Here is a 16,655-nt window from a genome sequence, read left to right on the forward strand (position 1 = left end):
ACCGGCGTCAGAAGAAGACCGACCGGCGCTGCACCAGCAGCTTGTAGAGGGTGTGCTGGATCTGCTCCCTGACCTGGTCCGTCAGGTTGAACATCAGCATCGGGTCCTCGGCCGCCTCCGGCGGATAGCCGTCCGTACGGATCGGCTCGCCGAACTGGATCGTCCACTTCGTGGGCAGCGGGACCGCGCCCAGCGGACCCAGCCACGGGAACGTCGGAGTGATCGGGAAGTACGGGAAGCCGAGCACCCGGGCCAGCGTCTTCGCGTTGCCGATCATCGGGTAGATCTCCTCCGCACCGACGATCGAGCACGGGATGATCGGCGCGCCCTGCCGCAGTGCCGTCGAGACGAAGCCGCCACGCCCGAAGCGCTGCAGCTTGTACCGCTCGCTGAACGGCTTGCCGATGCCCTTGAAGCCCTCCGGCATCACACCGACCAGTTCGCCGCGCTCCAGGAGCCGTTCCGCGTCCTCCGCGCAGGCCAGCGTGTGACCGGCCTTGCGGGCCAGTTCGTTGACCACCGGCAGCATGAAGACCAGGTCCGCCGCGAGCAGCCGGAGATGGCGCCCCGCCGGATGGTTGTCGTGCACGCCGACCTGCATCATCAGGCCGTCCAGCGGCAGCGTCCCGGAGTGGTTGGCGACGATCAGGGCGCCACCCTCGGCGGGGATGTTCTCGATGCCCTTGACCTCGACCCGGAAGTACTTCTCGTACAGCGGGCGCACCATCGACATCAGGACCTGGTCGGTGAGTTCGGCGTCGTAGCCGAACTCGTCGACCTCGTAGTCGCCGGTGAGCCGGCGCCGCAGGAAGGCCAGTCCGCCCGCGATCCGGCGCTCCAGGCCGCCGTCCTCGCCGTCCGGGGCGGGCGACGGGGACGGGTGGCCCGGCTGGTCCTGGGACTCCTGGGGCGGCTGTTGCTCTCGTGTCACCTGGCCATCATCCTGCGGGCGGCCTCGTCCCGGCAGGGGCTGGACCTCGCGAACCACCGCCGGTTCGCCGTTGCGCCGGCCGCTCCCGCCGCTCCGGCGGCGCGACGGCCGCGGGACGGCGCCCGCGCGGGACCTGTCGTCGTCGAACGGAATGACCTTGGCATCCGCCATCGTTGATGCGCTCCTCGGTTGGCGCTCTGCGTCGGTGGGCTGTCTCCGTCAGGTGGCCGGGGTACGGCCGCCGCCCGCGAAGGGGACGAACGGCAGTGCGGCGATCCGGTCGACGACCCCCGCGAGGGCCTCCGGCGGCAGCAGACCCGGACCACGGACACGCGCGAAGTCCTCGAACGTCCCGGCGGTCGTGAACTTCGGCCGATAGCCCAGAGTCTCGCGCATCTGGTTCGTCGCCACGACCCGGCCGTGCGTGAGCAGCCGGATCTGCTCGGGCGAGAAGTCCGTCACACCCAGCGTACGCACCAGCGAGCCGGCCCAGTTGACCGCCGGCAGCAGCAGCGGCACGGTGGGACGGCCGAGCCGCCGGGAGCACTGCGAGAGCAGCAGGACCCCGTCGCCGGCGATGTTGAACGTGCCGCTGTTGAGCGTTCCGCGCTCCGGCTCGTGCGAGGCGATGCGCAGGACCTCGATCACGTCGTCCTCGTGCACGAACTGGAGCCGCGGGTCGTAGCCGAACACGGTCGGCAGGACCGGCATCGCGAAGTACTGGGCGAGCGGCGAGTCCGCGGTCGGCCCCAGGATGTTGGCGAAGCGCAGCACCGCCACCGCGACGTCGGGCCGCCGCCGGGCGAACCCGCGCACATACCCCTCGACCTCGACCGCGTCCTTGGCGAAGCCGCCGCTGGGCAGCGACTTGGGCGGGGTGTTCTCGGTGAAGACCGCCGGATCACGGGGCGCGGACCCGTACACGTTCGTACTGGACTTCACGACCAGCCGCTTCACCGTGGGCGACTTCTGACAGGCACCCAGCAACTGCATGGTGCCGATGACGTTGGTCTCCTTGACCATGGCCCGGCTGCCACTGCCCAGCGCGATGCCCGTCACGTCCAGGTGGACGACCGTGTCGGCGTTCGTCTCGGCGAGCACCCGCGCGATGGTGGGCTGCCGGATGTCGGCCTGGACGAATTCGGCACCGCCCAGATGGTGCTCGGGGGGAACCGCGTCCACGCCGATGACCCGGTCCACCTGGGGGTCACGCTGGATCCGTCGGACGAACCGGCCCCCCAGCTGACGGGCCACTCCGGTCACGAGCACGACCTTGCCCAAGATCAGCGCCTTCCTTCCAGCAACGTTCCCGTCCGCGTTCGCTTCCGTGTTCCCCGTGTGTGGAGCCCAACCTAGCGGGTTGTTGTTGCGCTGTGATGACCGCCCGATGCGCGAAGTCACGAGGACGCGCGCATACGGGCCAACACGACCGTGGCCCCCCACCGATACCGGTGGGGGGCCACAGCCTTCACACTCGCTCTCGCTCGCGTCTCAGCGGCATCGAGGAGCGGTAGCGGTCCCGGTCTCGCGACCGGACCGACTACCTACTTCTTGTTGCGACGCTGAACACGCGTGCGCTTCAGCAGCTTGCGGTGCTTCTTCTTGGCCATCCGCTTGCGCCGCTTCTTGATAACAGAGCCCACGACTACCCTCGCTCACTTCTCATCACTCGGCGTTGGGCGCCATGGGCCCATACGACCTACAAGGGGCCAGCCTACCCGTCCGAGCGCTGAGGTCGTAATCGAGGGCAATCGAGGTGATCAGATGAGATCAGAGGGACCCGCTAAAGCCCTGAGGGTCCCCGTCCGCCCCCTCTCGACCGCCGTCAGGCTGTCTCCACCCCCACATAGCTCTCGCGGAGGTACTCGTGAACCGCTTGTTCGGGGACACGGAAGGACCGCCCCACCCGGATAGCGGGCAGATGACCGCTGTGCACCAACCGGTACACGGTCATCTTCGACACTCGCATCACCGAGGCGACTTCCGCCACGGTAAGGAACTGAACCTCGTTCAGAGGCCTCTCGCCAGCTGCAGCCATGACACACCTGAACCTTCCGCACTCGACGGTCACCGGCTTCCCCTTCCGGTGACTCTTCGTCGTTGCGTGCTCACTCCCCAATGTAGGGGCGGGTGATGCGAGTGGGGAAGAGGTGCACCCATCGGCGGCCTACTGTGACAGACACGCTCGATTGAGTACGTAGCGGGTAAGCGGCCGGTAGTAATCGGACCGCACAGCATCATCAAGTGGAACGACGACGGACACGCGCCCCTCGGCCTCCCCGACGAAGAGGGCGGGATCGTCCGTATCGGCCAGCCCGATGGCCTCGAACCCCAACTGACCTGCGCCGCAGACCCATCCATGGTCCCCGATCACCAGCTCCGGGAGCGTTCCGCCAACCTCGGCGGCGGCACTCAGAGCGGTCCGAACCGGCAGCGGAGAGTGCGTGTGCGCGCCGGGCTCACGCCGGGCGGCCCCAGCACGCGGTTCCCGTACGAGGGCGACCCCTCGTACGTAGTCGAGGTTGTACGTGCGTAGACCGAACCGGGTCGTTATGTCGACAGAGCTACCCTGCGCCGGGGTGAGGACAGCACATCCCGCCGCCGACAGAGCGTCCGCCAACGCGGCGTAGAAATCGAGCAGTCGGTGCGGGTGACCGGTGCCCAGGAGTACGGGAGCACGGCGGCGAGCGACTGCGGAGAGTCGCTCGGCGAAGGCGTCGAGGGCGACGAGTGTCCGTTCCGGATCGATCACATCACATCCGGAGACGCACTGCGGATCGGCCGAAACCCCGCATCTGTCAGCCATCAAAGCGATCAGATCCCGTTGCCGCCAAGTCCGTTCGGGATCGAGTCCGATCAGCGCCCGGGGATCACGAGCGGCGAACAGCCGATAGCTCCGCAGGCTCTCCTCCCGCGAGGTGGCCACGGGCCCGGCGAGACGGGCGGCCAGGAGATGGGCGCGGAGGGCGCCGGCGCTCAACACGAGAGAGATCGTGGCGGACGCGGGCGCCCGGCACGGCGAGAACGCCGAAAACACCGCACAGTTGGCGTAATGCCGCGAACCCCGCCCCCGAGCGGCCTGTTACACGGATGACAGGACCGTGACAAAAGCGGCCACAACTGTCCTACGCGCTCCCGGGTCTCATCTCACGTGTGCGGCAGCAGCCGACCGACCGCCGGCATCCGCGGCCCGCACACACCGACCAGTCATCACCACAGGGGGAACACCATGAAGCTGTCCCGTCGTACGGCCGCCACGGCCACCGCGCTCGCCGCCCTCAGCCTCGCCGGCACGGCCGTCGCGACCGCACCGGCCTCGGCGGCGGCTGAACCCGGTGCCTACAACGGCGCCTGCGGCACCGGCTACCGCGTGCAGAACGTGCTGCCCGTGAAGTCGTCCCAGACCACCGACATCGGCATGCTGTACGTCACCTACAGCCGTACCGACCACAAGCACTGCGCCGTCCTGGTCCGCACCAAGCCGGGCACCCGCCTGTTCATGGAGGTCACCCTCGACACCGCGCCCACCTCCGGCGCCCCCGCGAAGGACTACGGGTCCTTCAAGGAGTACGCGGGACCGGTCTACGTGGACTCCGTCACGGCCAACGACCCGTGCCTGCAGTGGAGCGGCTCGATCGACATCTACTACAACAGCGAGATCGGTTACTGCCCCTGATCGCCTGCGACCCGACCGGGCCGCGCCCTAGGCCAGCAGCCCACGCAGCGGGAACACGGCCCGCCGAGCCGCCACGACCGCCTGGTCGAGACGGTCGGCGGGGTCGTACCCCGACTCCCAGTCGGCGTAGGCCACCGGCCACCGCCCGTCCGTCATCCGCGCCGGCGCCAACTGCCGCGTACGCGCGAACACTTCCTGTCGCCAACCCTCCGGAATCACCGCCGTCGGCTCGACGGCCCGCCCCGCCGCGATCGCCACCAGGTGCGTCCAGGAGCGCGGTACGACCTCCACCACCGCGTATCCGCCGCCGCCCAGGGCGACCCACTTCCCGTCGGCGTACTCGTGCGCGAGGTCGTGACAGGCGACCTGCACCGCCCGCTGCGCGTCCAACGACACGGCGAGATGCGCGAGCGGGTCCTCGAAGTGGGTGTCGGCTCCGTGCTGGGTGACAAGCACCTGCGGCCGGAAGTCGGCGATCAGTTCGGGGACGACCGCGTGAAAGGCCCGCAGCCACCCGGCGTCCCCGGTCCCGGCCGGCAACGCGACGTTGACGGCACTCCCCTCGGCGGGACCCTCCGCCCCCGTCTCCTCGGGCCACCCGGTCTGCGGGAACAGCGTGCGCGGATGCTCGTGCAGCGAGATCGTCAGCACCCGCGGGTCCTCCCAGAACGCGGCCTGGACCCCGTCCCCGTGATGCACGTCCACATCCACGTAGGCGACCCGCTCGGCCCCGAGCTCCAGCAGCCGGGCGATGGCCAGCGAGGCGTCGTTGTAGATGCAGAACCCTGACGCGCCTCCCGGCATCGCGTGATGCAGGCCGCCCGCGAAGTTGACGGCGTGCAGAGCCTCTCCGCGCCACACCGCCTCGGCGGCCCCGACCGACTGCCCCGCGATCAGCGCGGACACCTCGTGCATCCCGGCGAAGGCCGGATCGTCGACGGTCCCCAGCCCGTACGCCGTGTCGGCCGACCGCGGATCTGCGGACGCCGCCTTGACGGCCTCGATGTAGTCCTCACGGTGCACAAGCCGCAGGGTCGACTCCCCGGCGGGCTTCGCCGAGACCACGTCCACTTCCCGGTCGAGCCCGAAGGCATCGACGAGGCGCCGGGTCAGGGCGAGCCGGACCGGATCCATCGGGTGATCCGGGCCGAAGTCATAGCCCGTTACTGCCTCGTCCCACATCAGCTGTGCGCGGCCGCTCATGCCCGTCACCGTATCCGGCTCGTTGCGGATCGAACGACCCCGCGTACCTCAACGTCACCAGGACCAGCACCATCGGCACGAGCATCGCCCCGCGGTAGCTCCACAGATCACCCAGAGCCCCCACGAGGGGAGAACCGATCAGGAAGCCGACGTAGTTGAAGATGTTGAGCCGTGCCACGGCCGCGTCCGAGGCCCCGGGGAACAGCCGCCCGGCGGCGGCGAAGGTCTGCGGCACGATCACGCACAACCCGAGCCCCAGCAACGTGAATCCGAGCATCCCGACCCACGCCCCGGGCGCCACGGCCACGACACCGAACCCGAGCGCCGCCACCATGGCCCCCGCCCGTACGACGGCCACGGCCCCGAACCTCCGCACCCCGACGTCCCCGATGGCCCGCCCGACGAGCGTGGTGACCATGTAGACGTTGTACGGAACGGTCGCGAGCTGCTCGGAACTCCCGAGCACGTCCTGCAGATACTTCGCACTCCAGTTGGAGACCGTCGAGTCCCCGATGTAGGCGAACGTCATCACCAGACACAGCGGCAGCAGCAGCCTGAAGACAAGGCCACCCGAGTCGGCCCCCGCCCCGGGGATGTCACCCGGCACCGCGTCGAACTTCTCCTCTCCCCCGCTCGCGCCCCCGTCCCGCGCGTCGACGTACCACCGGCTTCCGATCAGCACGGCCGGCAACAGCACGGCCACGACGGGCAGATAAGAGACGAAGAGGGCGAGATGCCAGTGCGCGCCGACCCAGGCCAGCGAGGCCCCGACGATCCCGCCCAGGCTGAACGCCGCATGGAACCCGAGCATGATGCTCCGCCCGTACGCCCGCTGCAGACTCACCCCGAGCATGTTCATCGAGGCGTCGAGCCCACCGACGGCCAGCCCGAACGCCCCCAGCGCCACAGCCACCTCGGCGACATGGTCCCCGGCGCCGACAGCGAGCAGCGCCAGGAGCACGACGGGCTGCGACCACCTCAGTACGAGGCTGGGGCGCACCCGCTTCACCACCTGCTCGGCGCACACACTGCCGACCCCGGCCAGCACGGGGACGGCGGCCAGGAAGATCGGCAGCATCGCGTCGGATATGCCGTACCGGTCCTGGATGGCCGGGATCCGCGTCACGAGCAGCGCGAAGGCGGCGCCCTGAGCGAAAAAGCTGAACGCCAGCGAGGCCCTACCGCGCCGCAGCACATCTGTCATGGCGGCGAGCGTAGGGCCCCGGCTTACTCGTGGGTAGATGAATCGGAAGATGAATTCTGCTCACCTTTGATCTCAACCGGCAACGACGTCCATCCGGACACGGTGAGCCATCGAACCACCACGCTTGGTGTCGCTACCGGCCTGAACACCGGTGTCCGTGCTGTCACTACCGCTCTCGCGCTGCCGGGCGACCTCCGCCCGAAGCATCAGCTTCATGGGCTCGACGGCGAGCGCGCCACCGACGAGCACGCCCAGCACCATCGCCCCGACCATCACGACGGTGCCGAGCCAGACCATGGTGTCGACGGAGAGGACGTAGACCCCCACGATCCGCGCGACGCACTCGCCCAGCAGCACCACGCCCCACACCAGCGAGAAGGTCCGCTCGGCCCGCTGGAACCGCGGGGACCCACTGACCAGGCGCTCCCAGGCGGCAATCCGCTCAGCATCCCCCCTGAGGAGGAACGGCTTCATCCCCTCGGTCATCATCGGCCGCCCCAGCCGGACCGACACCAGCACGCCGATGCCGATGACACTGCTGATCCCGCTGTCCTTCACGAGCATCAGCCGGGCGTCCCCGGTGACAAAGCTGAGCAGCACCCCCGCGACATTGACCACGAGGATGAGCGCGGCCATCGCGTTGACCGTCCGCCCCCGAACCGCACTCCACCCGGTCCGCACCGCAGGGACGGCGCTGCTCCACCCGAGCGCGGCGACGGCACTCATCCCGAGGCCGTTCTTGAACACGTAGTACGACCCGACAGGCACCGCCACGTCGAGGACCAACGGCAGAAGGCTCCGTCGAAGGGAGGCCGAGTTCGTCGTCACTGTTGTCATGCCACAAGCCTGGCGGTCACCCCCACCCCGCCGACAGAAACGAACGTCCGGACCCTGGCATGACAATTGTCAGCGCCACCGCATGCCCGCCCTCAAACCAGCAGGTCAGCCAACTCGCCCATGCTGCCGAAGAGTTGAGTGGCCCCGACCAGCCGCTCGGCAGGAGTCATGGCGGTGAACCCGAGCACGTCCATCCCGGCCGCCACAGCGGCCCGCACCCCCAGCGGACTGTCCTCCACGACCACACACCGGTCAGCCGCCACCCCCATGCGTTCCGCCGCATGAAGGAACAGATCGGGCGCCGGCTTGCCCCGCCCCACGTCCTCCGCACTGAAAACCCTCCTCGCGTCGAACCACCGATCGAGCCCGGTGGTCCGATGCCCCACCCGAATCCGCTCATGGCTACCGGAGGAAGCCACGCAGTACGGCACTCCGTCGGCCGCCAACTTCTCCAGTACGTCGACCACGCCGGCCACCGGCTGCAGCTCCCGCTCGAAGGCGCCGAACACCCGACTGTGAAATACGTCATCGAAGTCGTCCGGCAACCGCCGCCCGCTGCGCTCTTCCACCAGATCGTGTACGCGGTGCATGGCCGAGCCCATGTAGTCGCGCAGGGAGTCCTCGTACGAGGTCGGATGCCCGAGCTCGGTGAGATAGGCGGCCAGAAGCGTGTTGGAGATCGCCTCACTGTCGACGAGAACACCGTCGTTGTCGAAGATGACAAGGTCATAGCGCATAACTGGACCCTAAATGCTGAACGACCGGAAACGCAGAAAAGCCCCGGACCGGTATCCCGGTACGGGGCTTTTCGCAATGATTGTTCGGCGGTGTCCTACTCTCCCACAGGGTCCCCCCTGCAGTACCATCGGCGCTGTGAGGCTTAGCTTCCGGGTTCGGAATGTAACCGGGCGTTTCCCTCACGCTATGACCACCGAAACACGGTGAAACACATATCAACCGCACCACTACCCGTGACCATGGGCAATGGGGTTGTTCGTGGTTTCAGAACCAACACAGTGGACGCGAGCAACTGAGGACAAGCCCTCGGCCTATTAGTACCAGTCACCTCCACCCGTTACCGGGCTTCCAGATCTGGCCTATCAACCCAGTCGTCTACTGGGAGCCTTACCCCATCTAGTGGGTGGGAACACTCATCTCGAAGCAGGCTTCCCGCTTAGATGCTTTCAGCGGTTATCCCTCCCGAACGTAGCCAACCAGCCATGCCCTTGGCAGGACAACTGGCACACCAGAGGTTCGTCCGTCCCGGTCCTCTCGTACTAGGGACAGCCCTTCTCAATGTTCCTGCGCGCGCAGCGGATAGGGACCGAACTGTCTCACGACGTTCTAAACCCAGCTCGCGTACCGCTTTAATGGGCGAACAGCCCAACCCTTGGGACCGACTCCAGCCCCAGGATGCGACGAGCCGACATCGAGGTGCCAAACCATCCCGTCGATATGGACTCTTGGGGAAGATCAGCCTGTTATCCCCGGGGTACCTTTTATCCGTTGAGCGACGGCGCTTCCACAAGCCACCGCCGGATCACTAGTCCCGACTTTCGTCCCTGCTCGACCCGTCGGTCTCACAGTCAAGCTCCCTTGTGCACTTACACTCAACACCTGATTGCCAACCAGGCTGAGGGAACCTTTGGGCGCCTCCGTTACTCTTTAGGAGGCAACCGCCCCAGTTAAACTACCCATCAGACACTGTCCCTGATCCGGATCACGGACCCAGGTTAGACATCCAGCACGACCAGACTGGTATTTCAACGACGACTCCACAGACACTGGCGTGCCCACTTCACAGTCTCCCAGCTATCCTACACAAGCCGAACCGAACACCAATATCAAACTATAGTAAAGGTCCCGGGGTCTTTCCGTCCTGCTGCGCGAAACGAGCATCTTTACTCGTAGTGCAATTTCACCGGGCCTATGGTTGAGACAGTCGAGAAGTCGTTACGCCATTCGTGCAGGTCGGAACTTACCCGACAAGGAATTTCGCTACCTTAGGATGGTTATAGTTACCACCGCCGTTTACTGGCGCTTAAGTTCTCAGCTTCGCCAAGACGAATCTTGACTAACCGGTCCCCTTAACGTTCCAGCACCGGGCAGGCGTCAGTCCGTATACATCGCCTTACGGCTTCGCACGGACCTGTGTTTTTAGTAAACAGTCGCTTCTCGCTGGTCTCTGCGGCCACCCCCAGCTCGGAGAGTAAATCTCCTCACCAGTGATGGCCCCCCTTCTCCCGAAGTTACGGGGGCATTTTGCCGAGTTCCTTAACCATAGTTCACCCGAACGCCTCGGTATTCTCTACCTGACCACCTGAGTCGGTTTAGGGTACGGGCCGCCATGAAACTCGCTAGAGGCTTTTCTCGACAGCATAGGATCATCCACTTCACCACAATCGGCTCGGCATCGGGTCTCAGACTATGTGAATGGCGGATTTGCCTACCATTCGTCCTACACCCTTACCCCGGGACAACCACCGCCCGGGATGGACTACCTTCCTGCGTCACCCCATCACTCACCTACTGCAGGTCTGGTCCGTCGGCTCCACCACTCCCCCTTGCCCGAAGGCTCCGGGGCGGCTTCACGGACTTAGCATCGCCTGGTTCAATGTTTGACGCTTCACAGCGGGTACCGGAATATCAACCGGTTATCCATCGACTACGCCTGTCGGCCTCGCCTTAGGTCCCGACTTACCCTGGGCAGATCAGCTTGACCCAGGAACCCTTAGTCAATCGGCGCACACGTTTCCCACGTGTGTATCGCTACTCATGCCTGCATTCTCACTCGTGAACCGTCCACCACTAGCTTCCGCTGCAGCTTCACCCGGCACACGACGCTCCCCTACCCATCCACACAGGCGTTGGCCCTATTGTGTGAATGACACGACTTCGGCGGTACGCTTGAGCCCCGCTACATTGTCGGCGCGGAATCACTAGACCAGTGAGCTATTACGCACTCTTTCAAGGGTGGCTGCTTCTAAGCCAACCTCCTGGTTGTCTGTGCGACTCCACATCCTTTCCCACTTAGCGTACGCTTAGGGGCCTTAGTCGATGCTCTGGGCTGTTTCCCTCTCGACCATGGAGCTTATCCCCCACAGTCTCACTGCCGTGCTCTCACTTACCGGCATTCGGAGTTTGGCTAAGGTCAGTAACCCGGTAGGGCCCATCGCCTATCCAGTGCTCTACCTCCGGCAAGAAACACACGACGCTGCACCTAAATGCATTTCGGGGAGAACCAGCTATCACGGAGTTTGATTGGCCTTTCACCCCTAACCACAGGTCATCCCCCAGGTTTTCAACCCTGGTGGGTTCGGTCCTCCACGAAGTCTTACCTCCGCTTCAACCTGCCCATGGCTAGATCACTCCGCTTCGGGTCTTGAGCGCGCTACTGAATCGCCCTATTCGGACTCGCTTTCGCTACGGCTTCCCCACACGGGTTAACCTCGCAACACACCGCAAACTCGCAGGCTCATTCTTCAAAAGGCACGCAGTCACGACCCACCAAGCAAAGCTTGATGAGCGACGCTCCCACGGCTTGTAGGCACACGGTTTCAGGTACTATTTCACTCCGCTCCCGCGGTACTTTTCACCATTCCCTCACGGTACTATCCGCTATCGGTCACCAGGGAATATTTAGGCTTAACGGGTGGTCCCGCCAGATTCACACGGGATTTCTCGGGCCCCGTGCTACTTGGGTGTCTCTCAAACGAGCCGTTGATGTTTCGACTACGGGGGTCTTACCCTCTACGCCGGACCTTTCGCATGTCCTTCGCCTACATCAACGGTTTCTGACTCGCCTCACAGCCGGCAGACTGTGAAAGAGAGATCCCACAACCCCGCATACGCAACCCCTGCCGGGTCTCACACGTATACGGTTTGGCCTCATCCGGTTTCGCTCGCCACTACTCCCGGAATCACGGTTGTTTTCTCTTCCTGCGGGTACTGAGATGTTTCACTTCCCCGCGTTCCCTCCACACACCCTATGTGTTCAGATGTGGGTGACAGCCCATGACGACTGCCGGGTTTCCCCATTCGGAAACCCCCGGATCAAAGCCTGGTTGACGACTCCCCGGGGACTATCGTGGCCTCCCACGTCCTTCATCGGTTCCTGGTGCCAAGGCATCCACCGTGCGCCCTTAAAAACTTGGCCACAGATGCTCGCGTCCACTGTGCAGTTCTCAAACAACGACCAACCACCCACCACCCCACCCCTACAGGGCGAGTTCACTGGGGCCGGCACTGAAGACACAACCTCACGGCCATACCCTCAGACACCCAACAGCGTGCCCGACACCCTTCACCGCTTCCCTCATCGTTCCACGCCCCGAAGGACAGTACTGGAAGGAGAAGACGATCAAGAGTGCCGAATAATCAACGTTCCACCCATGAGCAACCACCGTCGAACGTATGCCGACGTAATGGCCCTGGACCACCAGACAATGTCTGGCGGCCTAGATGCTCCTTAGAAAGGAGGTGATCCAGCCGCACCTTCCGGTACGGCTACCTTGTTACGACTTCGTCCCAATCGCCAGTCCCACCTTCGACAGCTCCCTCCCCGTGAGGGGTTGGGCCACCGGCTTCGGGTGTTACCGACTTTCGTGACGTGACGGGCGGTGTGTACAAGGCCCGGGAACGTATTCACCGCAGCAATGCTGATCTGCGATTACTAGCAACTCCGACTTCATGGGGTCGAGTTGCAGACCCCAATCCGAACTGAGACCGGCTTTTTGAGATTCGCTCCGCCTCACGGCATCGCAGCTCATTGTACCGGCCATTGTAGCACGTGTGCAGCCCAAGACATAAGGGGCATGATGACTTGACGTCGTCCCCACCTTCCTCCGAGTTGACCCCGGCAGTCTCCTGTGAGTCCCCATCACCCCGAAGGGCATGCTGGCAACACAGAACAAGGGTTGCGCTCGTTGCGGGACTTAACCCAACATCTCACGACACGAGCTGACGACAGCCATGCACCACCTGTACACCGACCACAAGGGGGCACCCATCTCTGGATGTTTCCGGTGTATGTCAAGCCTTGGTAAGGTTCTTCGCGTTGCGTCGAATTAAGCCACATGCTCCGCTGCTTGTGCGGGCCCCCGTCAATTCCTTTGAGTTTTAGCCTTGCGGCCGTACTCCCCAGGCGGGGAACTTAATGCGTTAGCTGCGGCACCGACGACGTGGAATGTCGCCAACACCTAGTTCCCACCGTTTACGGCGTGGACTACCAGGGTATCTAATCCTGTTCGCTCCCCACGCTTTCGCTCCTCAGCGTCAGTAATGGCCCAGAGATCCGCCTTCGCCACCGGTGTTCCTCCTGATATCTGCGCATTTCACCGCTACACCAGGAATTCCGATCTCCCCTACCACACTCTAGTCTGCCCGTATCGAATGCAGACCCGGGGTTAAGCCCCGGGCTTTCACATCCGACGCGACAGACCGCCTACGAGCTCTTTACGCCCAATAATTCCGGACAACGCTTGCGCCCTACGTATTACCGCGGCTGCTGGCACGTAGTTAGCCGGCGCTTCTTCTGCAGGTACCGTCACTTTCGCTTCTTCCCTGCTGAAAGAGGTTTACAACCCGAAGGCCGTCATCCCTCACGCGGCGTCGCTGCATCAGGCTTTCGCCCATTGTGCAATATTCCCCACTGCTGCCTCCCGTAGGAGTCTGGGCCGTGTCTCAGTCCCAGTGTGGCCGGTCGCCCTCTCAGGCCGGCTACCCGTCGTCGCCTTGGTGAGCCACTACCTCACCAACAAGCTGATAGGCCGCGGGCTCATCCTGCACCGCCGGAGCTTTGAACCCACCCCCATGCGAGGGAAGGTATTATCCGGTATTAGACCCCGTTTCCAGGGCTTGTCCCAGAGTGCAGGGCAGATTGCCCACGTGTTACTCACCCGTTCGCCACTAATCCACCCCGAAAGGCTTCATCGTTCGACTTGCATGTGTTAAGCACGCCGCCAGCGTTCGTCCTGAGCCAGGATCAAACTCTCCGTGAATGTTTACTCGGCCAGTAAATTAATACAGCCGGTGCACACACACGAGAGCGGAACAGTCAAGCGGAATAAGCCCGACCGTTCACAGCGTCCTCGCTGTGTTTGTGTTACTTCAAAGGAACCTCGCCCCGACCGAATGGCCGAGAACGGGGTATCAACAAATCTGGCGTTGATTTTTGGCACGCTGTTGAGTTCTCAAGGAACGGACGCTTCCTTCGTACTCACCCGAGAAACTCTCTCAGGCTTTCCTCCGGGCAGTTTCCCTTCGGTCCTACTGTTTAGCTTGTCCTGCGTCTTGCCGTCTTGCGTTTCCGACTCTATCAGACCGTTTCCGTATCCGATTTCCTCGGCGCTTTCCAGGTTTTCGCTTTCGCGTTTCCCTTTCCGGCGACTCCGACTCTATCAGATCCTTTCGGGCCTGATTCCCAGTCAGTGGGGCTTGTCCTCACGGCTGTTGGGCCGTTCCGACGAGTGAGACTTTAGCGGATTCCCTGCCTCCCGAGCCAATCGGGGGGTGCGCCCTTTCGAACGCGGATTCCTCATTTCACAAATACGCACGCCAATGACATGCCACCGGCGCGACGACAGGTCGTCGACCGTTGCTGGGTACCTGCGGAATGGCTGTCCGGGGACCGACCGGGGTCGGCGCTCACGTCGAACAACTCGGAGAACACTACGTACGGGCCTGGAGTGTGTCAACTCTGTGTCGGCAGAGGTCCCGGCGGCGTAGCCTCGTGCACGTGACTACGCATACGTGCACCCAGCAGTGGTGGGCCGCCTGACGGCGGCCGTACACACGTATGTACTCAACGGCCGCCGCCTCGGCGGCCGTTCTTGTTTCTCCCTCCTGAGGGGGTCGGCCGGCCGGGTGCGGTGGTCTCGACCAGGAGGTGGAGAAGAGATGACACGGGTCTTCAGCGGGATCAAGCCGACCGGACATCTGACGCTGGGGAACTACCTGGGGGCCATGCGGCGGTGGGCCGCCGTGGACCAGCACCGGGCGGACTCCCTGTTCTGCGTCGTCGATCTGCACGCGCTGACCGTGGACCACGATCCCGCGCGCGTGCGCCGGCTCAGCAGGCAGGCGGCCACGCTGCTGCTGGCGTCTGGGCTCGATCCTGAGCTGTGCACCGTCTTCGTACAGAGTCATGTCGACGAGCACACGCGGCTGTCGTACGTGCTGGAGTGCGTCGCCTCCGACGGAGAGATGCGGCGGATGATCCAGTACAGGGAGAAGGCGGCACGGGAGCGGGCTCGGGGTGGGAGTGTGCGGCTGTCGCTGCTGACGTATCCCGTGCTGATGGCGGCCGACATCCTGGCGTACGGCGCCGACGAGGTGCCGGTCGGGGACGATCAGACACAGCACGTCGAGCTGACCCGGGATCTGGCGGTGCGGTTCAACCAGCGGTACGGGCACACGTTCGTGGTGCCTCGGGCCACGCATCCGGCGGTGGGTGCGCGGGTCATGAACCTGCAGGAGCCGACGTCGAAGATGGGGAAGAGCGAGGACGTCGGGCCGGGGATCGTCTATCTGCTCGATGAGCCCGAGGTGGTGCGGAAGAAGGTCATGCGGGCCGTGACCGACAGTGGGCGGGATGTCGAGTACGACCCGGAGGGGCGGCCCGGTGTCGCGAATCTGCTGGAGATTCTGGCGGCTTGTACGGGTGGGGAACCGGCGGAGCTGAGCGGTGCTTACGAGTCGTACGGGGATTTGAAGAGGGACACCGCGGAGGCCGTGGTCGAGGTGCTCAGGCCCGTGCAGGGCAGGCACAGGGAGTTGTGCGCGGATCCTGGGTTTGTGGAGGGGGTGCTCCGGGAGGGGGCGGAAAGAGCTCGGGCGATGGCCCGGCCGACCGTTGATGCCGCCTGTCGGGCGATCGGGCTGCTGCCGGCGGCTTCCGAGTCCCGGGCCGAGGCCGTGGTGGACACGGCCCGGTAGGCGTGGTGGCGGCCGGCTTCAGCTGGTGTTGCCGGAGGCCAGGGCTCGGCTGCGGTCGCGGGCGGCTTCGAGTGCGGCGATGAGGGCGGCTCGTACACCGTGGTTCTCGAGTTCGCGGATGGCGCTGATCGTGGTGCCCGCGGGAGACGTGACGTTCTCGCGGAGCTTCACGGGGTGTTCGCCGCTGTCGCGGAGCATCACGGCGGCGCCGATCGCGGACTGGACGATCAGGTCGTGGGCCTTGTCGCGGGGCAGGCCGAGGAGGATGCCGGCGTCCGTCATGGCTTCGACCAGGTAGAAGAAGTACGCCGGGCCGGAGCCGGAGAGCGCGGTGCACGCGTCCTGCTGGGACTCGGGGACGCGGAGCGTCTTGCCGACGGCGCCGAAGATCTCCTCGGTGTGGGCGAGGTGGTCGGCGGTGGCGTGGCTGCCGGCGGAGATGACCGACATGGCCTCGTCGACGAGGGCCGGGGTGTTCGTCATGACGCGGACGACCGGGGTGCCGGTGGTGAGCCGGGCCTCGAAGAAGGAGGTCGGGATGCCGGCGGCGCCGCTGATGACCAGGCGGTCGTTGGGGACGTGCGGGGCCAGTTCGTCGAGGAGGGTGCCCATGTCCTGCGGTTTCACCGTGAGGATCAGGGTGTCGGCGGTCTTCGCCGCCTCCGGGTTGGTGACCGGGGTCACTCCGTAGCGGGTGCGGAGTTCTTCGGCTCGTTCCGGGCGGCGGGCGGTGACCAGCAGGTCGGCGGGGGCCCAACCGGCTCGGATCATTCCGCTGAGCAGGGCTTCGCCGATTTTTCCGGTGCCGAGGACTGCGACTTTCTGGGTCATGGTGCGGGGCCTCCGGGGGGTGCGTCGTCGTCCGGGGT

General features: G+C 64.9%; 12 protein-coding genes and 3 rRNA genes. 2 read left to right on the forward strand and 13 right to left on the reverse strand.

The features are described 5' to 3' along the window. Window positions 1-7: 7 nt before the first annotated feature. The 5 genes from STRTUCAR8_RS22465 to STRTUCAR8_RS22480 form a co-directional block, all read right to left on the reverse strand. Window positions 8-1,102, reverse strand: coding sequence for a lysophospholipid acyltransferase family protein (locus STRTUCAR8_RS22465; RefSeq protein ID WP_006378210.1), 1,095 nt, complete (start codon window positions 1,100-1,102; stop codon window positions 8-10). A gap of 48 nt (window positions 1,103-1,150) precedes the next feature. Then, window positions 1,151-2,212, reverse strand: coding sequence for an NAD-dependent epimerase/dehydratase family protein (locus STRTUCAR8_RS22470; protein WP_006378216.1), 1,062 nt, complete (start codon window positions 2,210-2,212; stop codon window positions 1,151-1,153). Between the two features lie 263 nt (window positions 2,213-2,475). Then, window positions 2,476-2,574 (reverse strand): 30S ribosomal protein bS22, encoded by a 99-nt coding sequence (locus STRTUCAR8_RS49955; RefSeq protein ID WP_003948845.1) that lies wholly within the window; start codon window positions 2,572-2,574, stop codon window positions 2,476-2,478. 182 nt (window positions 2,575-2,756) lie between these two features. Continuing rightward, complete coding sequence (locus tag STRTUCAR8_RS22475) at window positions 2,757-2,969, reverse strand: helix-turn-helix domain-containing protein (protein WP_004984898.1); 213 nt, start codon at window positions 2,967-2,969, stop codon at window positions 2,757-2,759. Between the two features lie 129 nt (window positions 2,970-3,098). Next, complete coding sequence (locus tag STRTUCAR8_RS22480; protein WP_044472677.1) at window positions 3,099-3,914, reverse strand: phosphatase; 816 nt, start codon at window positions 3,912-3,914, stop codon at window positions 3,099-3,101. Window positions 3,915-4,160: 246 nt separating this feature from the next. Between STRTUCAR8_RS22480 and STRTUCAR8_RS22485 the strand changes: the two genes are divergently transcribed. Next, window positions 4,161-4,607 (forward strand): hypothetical protein, encoded by a 447-nt coding sequence (locus STRTUCAR8_RS22485; protein ID WP_006378208.1) that lies wholly within the window; start codon window positions 4,161-4,163, stop codon window positions 4,605-4,607. Between the two features lie 27 nt (window positions 4,608-4,634). Here STRTUCAR8_RS22485 and STRTUCAR8_RS22490 read toward each other — a convergent pair whose 3' ends face one another. From STRTUCAR8_RS22490 to STRTUCAR8_RS22520, 7 genes are all read right to left on the reverse strand, one after another. Next, a complete protein-coding gene (locus STRTUCAR8_RS22490; RefSeq protein WP_006378217.1) occupies window positions 4,635-5,810 on the reverse strand; it encodes an acetoin utilization protein AcuC in 1,176 nt (391 codons plus the stop codon). Further along, on the reverse strand, window positions 5,761-7,014 hold the full coding sequence (locus STRTUCAR8_RS22495) for an MFS transporter (RefSeq protein WP_006378215.1): 1,254 nt from the start codon (window positions 7,012-7,014) through the stop codon (window positions 5,761-5,763). The genes STRTUCAR8_RS22490 and STRTUCAR8_RS22495 overlap by 50 nt, the downstream gene beginning before the upstream one ends. 72 nt (window positions 7,015-7,086) lie before the next feature. Continuing rightward, complete coding sequence (locus STRTUCAR8_RS22500; RefSeq protein ID WP_006378209.1) at window positions 7,087-7,842, reverse strand: VC0807 family protein; 756 nt, start codon at window positions 7,840-7,842, stop codon at window positions 7,087-7,089. A 101-nt stretch (window positions 7,843-7,943) separates the two neighbouring features. Continuing rightward, window positions 7,944-8,588, reverse strand: a complete 645-nt coding sequence (locus STRTUCAR8_RS22505) for an HAD family hydrolase (protein WP_006378214.1) — start codon at window positions 8,586-8,588, stop codon at window positions 7,944-7,946. 82 nt (window positions 8,589-8,670) lie between these two features. After that, window positions 8,671-8,787 (reverse strand): 5S ribosomal RNA (gene rrf / locus STRTUCAR8_RS22510). A gap of 96 nt (window positions 8,788-8,883) precedes the next feature. Continuing rightward, a 23S ribosomal RNA gene (locus STRTUCAR8_RS22515) occupies window positions 8,884-12,007 on the reverse strand. Between the two features lie 316 nt (window positions 12,008-12,323). Further along, window positions 12,324-13,850, reverse strand: a 16S ribosomal RNA gene (locus STRTUCAR8_RS22520). Together the 16S, 23S and 5S rRNA genes form the textbook arrangement of a ribosomal RNA operon. An 898-nt stretch (window positions 13,851-14,748) precedes the next feature. Here STRTUCAR8_RS22520 and trpS point away from each other — a divergent pair. Next, window positions 14,749-15,786: a tryptophan--tRNA ligase gene (trpS, locus tag STRTUCAR8_RS22525; RefSeq protein WP_044472678.1), complete on the forward strand. Its 1,038-nt coding sequence runs from the start codon at window positions 14,749-14,751 to the stop codon at window positions 15,784-15,786. A gap of 18 nt (window positions 15,787-15,804) precedes the next feature. On the opposite strand, the gene proC is transcribed toward trpS, so the two are convergent. Further along, on the reverse strand, window positions 15,805-16,617 hold the full coding sequence (gene proC, locus STRTUCAR8_RS22530) for a pyrroline-5-carboxylate reductase (RefSeq protein ID WP_006378213.1): 813 nt from the start codon (window positions 16,615-16,617) through the stop codon (window positions 15,805-15,807). Between the last annotated feature and the right edge of the window lie 38 nt (window positions 16,618-16,655).

The sequence above is a fragment of the Streptomyces turgidiscabies Car8 genome (assembly GCF_000331005.1).
Lineage (GTDB): Bacteria > Actinomycetota > Actinomycetes > Streptomycetales > Streptomycetaceae > Streptomyces > Streptomyces turgidiscabies.

Bases quoted from the DNA above. Each gene is read 5' to 3' on its own strand.
- STRTUCAR8_RS22485 (WP_006378208.1), top strand. From the start codon at position 4,161: ATGAAGCTGTCCCGTCGTACGGCCGCCACGGCCACCGCGCTCGCCGCC.
- STRTUCAR8_RS22490 (WP_006378217.1), bottom strand. From the start codon at position 5,810: ATGAGCGGCCGCGCACAGCTGATGTGGGACGAGGCAGTAACGGGCTAT.
- STRTUCAR8_RS22505 (WP_006378214.1), bottom strand. From the start codon at position 8,588: ATGCGCTATGACCTTGTCATCTTCGACAACGACGGTGTTCTCGTCGAC.
- STRTUCAR8_RS22475 (WP_004984898.1), bottom strand. From the start codon at position 2,969: ATGGCTGCAGCTGGCGAGAGGCCTCTGAACGAGGTTCAGTTCCTTACC.
- STRTUCAR8_RS22495 (WP_006378215.1), bottom strand. From the start codon at position 7,014: ATGACAGATGTGCTGCGGCGCGGTAGGGCCTCGCTGGCGTTCAGCTTT.
- STRTUCAR8_RS22465 (WP_006378210.1), bottom strand. From the start codon at position 1,102: ATGGCGGATGCCAAGGTCATTCCGTTCGACGACGACAGGTCCCGCGCG.
- trpS (WP_044472678.1), top strand. From the start codon at position 14,749: ATGACACGGGTCTTCAGCGGGATCAAGCCGACCGGACATCTGACGCTG.
- proC (WP_006378213.1), bottom strand. From the start codon at position 16,617: ATGACCCAGAAAGTCGCAGTCCTCGGCACCGGAAAAATCGGCGAAGCC.